Origin of the sequence: Williamwhitmania sp. (assembly GCA_035529935.1) — a bacterium.
Taxonomy (GTDB): Bacteria; Bacteroidota; Bacteroidia; order Bacteroidales; family Williamwhitmaniaceae; genus Williamwhitmania.
In genome coordinates this window covers 1-5416 of record DATKVT010000115.1, presented here as the reverse complement: position 1 = coordinate 5416, position 5416 = coordinate 1, and the positions used below count along the sequence as shown (strand labels likewise).

Annotated in this window: 12 protein-coding genes; all 12 read left to right on the top strand. The window is 43.1% G+C overall.

Annotated elements, in window-relative coordinates:
* On the top strand, positions 1 to 229 hold a 229-nt coding region (rpsQ, locus tag VMW01_08885; protein ID HUW06365.1), incomplete at its 5' end, for a 30S ribosomal protein S17.
* Between the two features lie 2 nt (positions 230 to 231).
* Positions 232 to 597 carry a 50S ribosomal protein L14 gene (rplN, locus tag VMW01_08880; protein HUW06364.1) on the top strand — a complete coding sequence of 122 codons (366 nt, stop codon included), beginning with the start codon at positions 232 to 234 and terminating at the stop codon, positions 595 to 597.
* 18 nt (positions 598 to 615) lie between these two features.
* On the top strand, positions 616 to 939 hold the full coding sequence (gene rplX / locus VMW01_08875; GenBank protein HUW06363.1) for a 50S ribosomal protein L24: 324 nt from the start codon (positions 616 to 618) through the stop codon (positions 937 to 939).
* The gene (gene rplE / locus VMW01_08870) at positions 939 to 1496 is read left to right on the top strand and encodes a 50S ribosomal protein L5 (GenBank protein HUW06362.1); all 558 of its coding nucleotides are present in this window, start codon (positions 939 to 941) and stop codon (positions 1494 to 1496) included. Before rplX ends, rplE begins: the two co-directional genes overlap by 1 nt.
* A 6-nt stretch (positions 1497 to 1502) precedes the next feature.
* The gene (gene rpsN / locus VMW01_08865) at positions 1503 to 1772 is read left to right on the top strand and encodes a 30S ribosomal protein S14 (protein ID HUW06361.1); all 270 of its coding nucleotides are present in this window, start codon (positions 1503 to 1505) and stop codon (positions 1770 to 1772) included.
* A gap of 21 nt (positions 1773 to 1793) precedes the next feature.
* A complete protein-coding gene (gene rpsH / locus VMW01_08860) occupies positions 1794 to 2189 on the top strand; it encodes a 30S ribosomal protein S8 (GenBank protein ID HUW06360.1) in 396 nt (131 codons plus the stop codon).
* A 17-nt stretch (positions 2190 to 2206) separates the two neighbouring features.
* Positions 2207 to 2764 (top strand): 50S ribosomal protein L6, encoded by a 558-nt coding sequence (gene rplF / locus VMW01_08855; GenBank protein HUW06359.1) that lies wholly within the window; start codon positions 2207 to 2209, stop codon positions 2762 to 2764.
* A 17-nt stretch (positions 2765 to 2781) separates the two neighbouring features.
* Positions 2782 to 3141 (top strand): 50S ribosomal protein L18, encoded by a 360-nt coding sequence (gene rplR / locus VMW01_08850; GenBank protein ID HUW06358.1) that lies wholly within the window; start codon positions 2782 to 2784, stop codon positions 3139 to 3141.
* Between the two features lie 6 nt (positions 3142 to 3147).
* Positions 3148 to 3669: a 30S ribosomal protein S5 gene (gene rpsE, locus VMW01_08845; protein ID HUW06357.1), complete on the top strand. Its 522-nt coding sequence runs from the start codon at positions 3148 to 3150 to the stop codon at positions 3667 to 3669.
* Positions 3670 to 3680: 11 nt separating this feature from the next.
* Complete coding sequence (gene rpmD, locus VMW01_08840; GenBank protein HUW06356.1) at positions 3681 to 3863, top strand: 50S ribosomal protein L30; 183 nt, start codon at positions 3681 to 3683, stop codon at positions 3861 to 3863.
* 26 nt (positions 3864 to 3889) lie between these two features.
* Positions 3890 to 4336: a 50S ribosomal protein L15 gene (gene rplO / locus VMW01_08835; GenBank protein ID HUW06355.1), complete on the top strand. Its 447-nt coding sequence runs from the start codon at positions 3890 to 3892 to the stop codon at positions 4334 to 4336.
* Between the two features lie 4 nt (positions 4337 to 4340).
* The coding region (gene secY / locus VMW01_08830) for a preprotein translocase subunit SecY (protein ID HUW06354.1) at positions 4341 to 5416 on the top strand (1076 nt) is incomplete at its 3' end.

The following is a 5416-nucleotide window of genomic DNA, read 5'->3' as shown; positions in this document are numbered from 1 at the left end:
AATCGGGATAGTTATGAGCAACAAGATGGATAAATCTATCGTGGTTGCCGTAAAACGTAAAGTAAAACACCCGATCTATGGTAAATTTGTCAATAAAACCACTAAATTTGTGGCCCACGACGAAAAGAACGAGTGCAGCATTGGCGATACCGTTCGTATTATGGAAACTCGGCCTTTGAGTAAAACAAAGCGCTGGAGACTAATTGAAATTATAGAGAAAGTTAAGTAGCCATGATTCAGCAAGAAAGCAGATTAACCGTAGCCGATAACAGCGGAGCAAAGGAAGTGCTCTGCATCCGTGTGCTTGGAGGAACTGGTATGAGGTACGCTAGCATTGGTGATAAGATTGTTGTTACTGTTAAAAGTGCACTTCCTTCCAGTGAAATAAAGAAGGGTACTGTTACCAAGGCTGTTATTGTTAGAACGAGTAAAGAGATTCGTCGTCCTGATGGATCTTATATCCGATTCGACGACAACGCCTGTGTTCTCCTTAATGCACAAGGTGAAATCCGCGGAACCCGTATTTTTGGCCCTGTGGCCCGCGAACTGCGCGATAAATACATGAAAATTGTTTCGCTAGCACCGGAGGTGCTTTAACCCTTTAAATGACTATCAATGCAAAGGAAGTTACACATAAAGAAGGGGGACGTTGTTTTCGTTAATACGGGCAACGATAGAGGCAAAACAGGTAAGGTGCTTGAAGTGCTTCCTACAGAGGAGCGGGCCATTGTTGAAGGTATCAACATGGTTACCAAGCATACCAAACCTAATGCAAAGAATCCCCAAGGTGGCATTATTAAACAGGAGGCACCTATTCATATCTCCAACTTAAATGTTGTTGATCCTGCCACCCGTAAGCCTACCCGAATTGGTCGTAGGTATAACGATGAAGATAAACTAGTGCGTTACGCTAAAAAGTCTGGGGAGGAGATTAAGTAATGGAATTCGTACCTAGCTTAAGGAACAAGTACAGGGAGGAAATTATTCCTGTACTAATGAAGGAATTTGGCTACAAGAGCATCATGCAGGTTCCTCGTATTCAGAAAATTGTAATCAATCAGGGAGTTGGACAAGCAGTGGCTGATAAAAAACTTATTGACATTGCCGTTCAGGAACTTACGCAAATTGCTGGTCAAAAGGCTATTGCAACTTACTCCAAGAAGGATATCTCTAACTTTAAGCTGCGTAAAGGCATGCCAATTGGAGTTAAAGTTACTCTTCGCAGAGATAGGATGTATGAGTTTTTGGAGAGATTAATTTCCGTATCACTTCCTCGTATCCGTGACTTTAACGGTGTTGAAGAGAGGTTTGATGGCCAGGGTAACTACTCCCTTGGTATCCGTGAGCAGTTAATTTTCCCTGAAATTGATATCGATAAGATTACAAAGATTTTAGGTATGGAGATTAGCTTTGTTACCTCTGCTAATTCAGACGAAGAAGGCTTTGCTCTACTTCGCGAGTTTGGTATTCCGTTTAAAAACATCAAAAAGAACTAGTGCTATATGGCAAAAGAATCAATGAAGGCTCGCGAGGTTAAGCGCCTCAAGTTAGTTGAGAAGTATGCTGAAAAGCGAGCTAAGCTAAAAGCCGAAGGTGACTATGTTGGTTTGAGCAAACTTCCACCTAACTCTAATCCTGTCCGTCTGCACAACCGTTGCAAAATTACTGGACGACCAAAGGGATATATGCGGTTATTTGGTGTTAGCAGAATTACTTTCCGGGAAATGGCCTCAAACGGCCTAATACCAGGAATTAAGAAGGCAAGTTGGTAATTTATTTAACTAGGTTGAGCAATGACTGATCCTATTGCAGATTTCTTAACCCGTATTCGCAATGCCGTGAGGGCAAACCACAGAGTGGTTGAGATTCCTGCTTCAAAGATGAAAAAGGAACTTACGCGAATTCTTTTTGAGAAGGGTTATATCCTCAGTTTTAAGTTTGTTGAGGAAGGTCCACAGGGCACCATTAAAATAGCCCTGAAATATCATCCCGTAACCAAGAAGCCGGCTATTAAGCACCTTGAGCGTGTTTCTTCGCCTGGTTTACGCCAATATGCCGGAGTGGCTGAAATGCCTCGCGTGCTTAACGGACTTGGAGTGGCTATCGTTTCTACTTCTCACGGTTTAATGACCGATAAAGAGGCTAGAATTCAGAACGTTGGCGGGGAAGTACTTTGTTACGTTTACTAATTAATTAGAGAATTGTAATGTCACGAATTGGAAAAAAACCTGTAAACTTACCACATGGAGTTACCATAAAAGTGGACTCCGGTAATGTGGTTAGCGTGAAAGGCCCGCTCGGTGAACTGAAGCAGAAGGTTGATAGAGATATCACTGTTACCGTTGAGGGAAATTCCGTTATTGTTACACGCCCAACCGAGCAACCTCGTCATAGGTCTATGCATGGCCTTTACAGATCGTTGATTAATAATATGGTTGTTGGCGTTTCCGAAGGCTTTAAAATTCAACAGGAACTTGTTGGTGTAGGTTTTAAAGCAGAAGCTAAAGGACAAGTTTTGGAGTTAAGCTTAGGCTACTCTCACGAAATTCACCTGATGATGCCCCCCGAGGTTAAGGTTGAGGCCAAAACGGAGAAGCGTGGAAACCCAATGGTTACCCTCACTTCGTACGATAAGCAGCTCCTTGGGATGGTTGCAGCAAAGATTAGGTCGCTTCGTAAGCCTGAACCATACAAAGGAAAAGGTATTCGTTTTGTTGGTGAAGTGGTTCGCAAGAAGGCTGGTAAGTCGGCTAGTGTTAAATAACATAAAAGTTAAAAGCTATGGCCTTGACCAAATTAAGCAGAAGGATAAGGATTCGTAGAAGAATCCGCAAAATAGTGCATGGAACAACGGCACGCCCACGCTTGAACGTTTTCCGCAGCAATGCACAGATCTACGTACAAATCGTTGATGATGAAAATGGCAGAACTATGGTGGCTGCCTCTTCACTAGAGAAGGAAATTTTAGAGCAAAAGGGTCTAAACAAGATCCAGAAAGCGCAGCTTGTTGGTAAGTTAATCGCTTCCAAAGCGTTGCAAGCTGGAATTTCTCAAGTAGTTTTTGATCGTGGAGGATATCTTTATCACGGTCGTGTAAAATCGTTAGCTGACTCTGCCAGAGAAGGTGGACTTAAATTTTAACGGACTATGTCGACAAATACTAGTATACGTAAAGTAAAGAGCAGCGATCTCGAACTAAAGGACAGATTGGTTGCCATTCAGCGTGTGACCAAGGTAACCAAGGGTGGTCGTACCTTTAGCTTCTCTGCCATCGTTGTTGTTGGCAACGAAAATGGGATTGTTGGTTTCGGATTGGGTAAGGCAAGCGAGGTAACCTCTGCTATTGCAAAGGGTATTGAGGATGCTAAGAAGAACCTCATTAAGGTGCCAATCTATAAAGGAACCATTCCCCATGAGCAACTTGCAAAATATGGTGGCGCTTTGGTATTCATCAAGCCAGCTGCTCCTGGAACTGGAGTTAAGGCAGGTGGTGCAATGCGTGCTGTACTCGAGAGCGTTGGTGTAACCGACGTGCTTGCAAAATCAAAGGGCTCCTCTAACCCTCACAACTTAGTAAAGGCTACCGTTCGCGCTCTCACCGAGTTGCGTAATGCACGCGCCATTGCCGATTTGAGAGGAATTAAGTTGTCCAAAGTGTTTAACGGATAGAATTCTAGACCATGACAATAGTAAAAATAACACAGGTTAAGAGCATGATTGGTAGCTCAGAGCGCCAAAAAAGCACCCTTAAATCTTTGGGTCTGGGAAAAATCAATCGTGCTTCCGAAAAGGATGCGAATGCTCAAATTTTGGGCATGATTGCAAAAGTTAAGCACCTTGTTAAGGTGGAAGAAGTAAAATAAGCTGGTAACTCAATAAGAAATTGGCTATGGAATTGAGCAATTTAAAACCTGCTAAAGGTTCAACCCACAAAGTGAAAAGAATCGGAAGGGGTCCCGGATCGGGCCACGGTGGAACATCCACCAGGGGTCATAAAGGGGCGCAATCTCGTTCCGGTTACTCTCGCAAGGTCGGGTTTGAAGGCGGTCAGATGCCTATTCAACGCAGGTTGCCGAAATTTGGATTTAAGAATCCTTTCCGCAAAGAGTATAAGGGCATTAACATTGGAATGATTGATGAGGTTGCCAAAAAGTTGAGTATTACCGTAATAACTCGCGAGGTTTTGGTTAACGCTGGGTTAGTTAGCAGGAAACAGCTATACAAGGTTCTGGGCGACGGTGAACTTACCTCAAAATTGGAAATTCATGCTAATGGTTTCTCTGCAAGTGCTGAGAAGGCAATAGAATCATTACAAGGCACTGCCGTAAAACTCTAGTTGAATGAAAACGCTCATCGAGACCATCAAGAATATCTTCAAAATTGAAGAGCTTCGTAAAAGAATTCTCTATACACTTGGAATACTTCTGATTTACAGGCTGGGCAGCTTTGTAGTTATTCCTGGAATCGATCCCCTGCAGCTGGCTGGCTTGAAGAATCAAACCGCGTCAGGCCTTATGGGACTGCTGGATATGTTCTCAGGAGGAGCCTTTAGCAACGCGTCAATCTTTGCATTGGGAATTATGCCCTACATCTCCGCATCGATTGTTGTGCAGCTGTTGGGTATTGCTGTTCCCTATTTTCAAAAATTACAGAAGGAGGGCGAAAGTGGCCAACGCAAGGTTAATCAGATTACCCGGTTTCTGACCGTAGGCATTCTGCTTTTTCAGGCCCCGGCTTACTTAGCAAACCTTTCATTCCAACTCCCCGCATCCGCTTTTGTTATACAGGGGGCTTGGTTTACCATACCATCTACCATAATTCTTATTGCAGGCACAATGTTCATCATGTGGCTTGGTGAAAAAATCACTGACAAGGGAATTGGTAACGGTATTTCTCTCATCATTATGATTGGTATTATTGCAAGATTACCGTTTGCTTTCGCGGCTGAGTTTGGTTCACGTGTAACGGAACAAACTGGAGGGTTGGTAATGTTGCTGGTTGAAATCATAATGTTATTCATGGTGGTAGCTGGAACAATTTTACTTGTTCAAGGCACCAGAAAAGTACCGGTTCAGTATGCAAAACGAATCGTTGGGAACAAACAATATGGTGGTGTAAGACAGTATATTCCTTTGAAGATTAATGCTGCCGGTGTTATGCCTATCATTTTTGCACAAGCTTTGATGTTTATCCCAATGATGTTCGCTCGGCTTAACAGCGAGATTGGGCAGCAAATTGCTGCTGCTTTTTCCAGTTACACCGGATTCTGGTATAACTTCACCTTTTCGCTGCTAATTATCGTTTTTACCTATTTCTACACGGCAATTACGGTGAATCCAGTGCAAATGGCTGAGGATATGAAGAAGAATGGAGGCTTTATTCCTGGTGTTAAACCGGGTAAAAAAACGGTGGAATA

Coding starts and splice junctions, on each gene's coding strand:
- rplN (HUW06364.1), top strand. CDS start 232: ATGATTCAGCAAGAAAGCAGATTAACCGTAGCCGATAACAGCGGAGCA.
- rplX (HUW06363.1), top strand. CDS start 616: ATGCAAAGGAAGTTACACATAAAGAAGGGGGACGTTGTTTTCGTTAAT.
- rplE (HUW06362.1), top strand. CDS start 939: ATGGAATTCGTACCTAGCTTAAGGAACAAGTACAGGGAGGAAATTATT.
- rpsN (HUW06361.1), top strand. CDS start 1,503: ATGGCAAAAGAATCAATGAAGGCTCGCGAGGTTAAGCGCCTCAAGTTA.
- rpsH (HUW06360.1), top strand. CDS start 1,794: ATGACTGATCCTATTGCAGATTTCTTAACCCGTATTCGCAATGCCGTG.
- rplF (HUW06359.1), top strand. CDS start 2,207: ATGTCACGAATTGGAAAAAAACCTGTAAACTTACCACATGGAGTTACC.
- rplR (HUW06358.1), top strand. CDS start 2,782: ATGGCCTTGACCAAATTAAGCAGAAGGATAAGGATTCGTAGAAGAATC.
- rpsE (HUW06357.1), top strand. CDS start 3,148: ATGTCGACAAATACTAGTATACGTAAAGTAAAGAGCAGCGATCTCGAA.
- rpmD (HUW06356.1), top strand. CDS start 3,681: ATGACAATAGTAAAAATAACACAGGTTAAGAGCATGATTGGTAGCTCA.
- rplO (HUW06355.1), top strand. CDS start 3,890: ATGGAATTGAGCAATTTAAAACCTGCTAAAGGTTCAACCCACAAAGTG.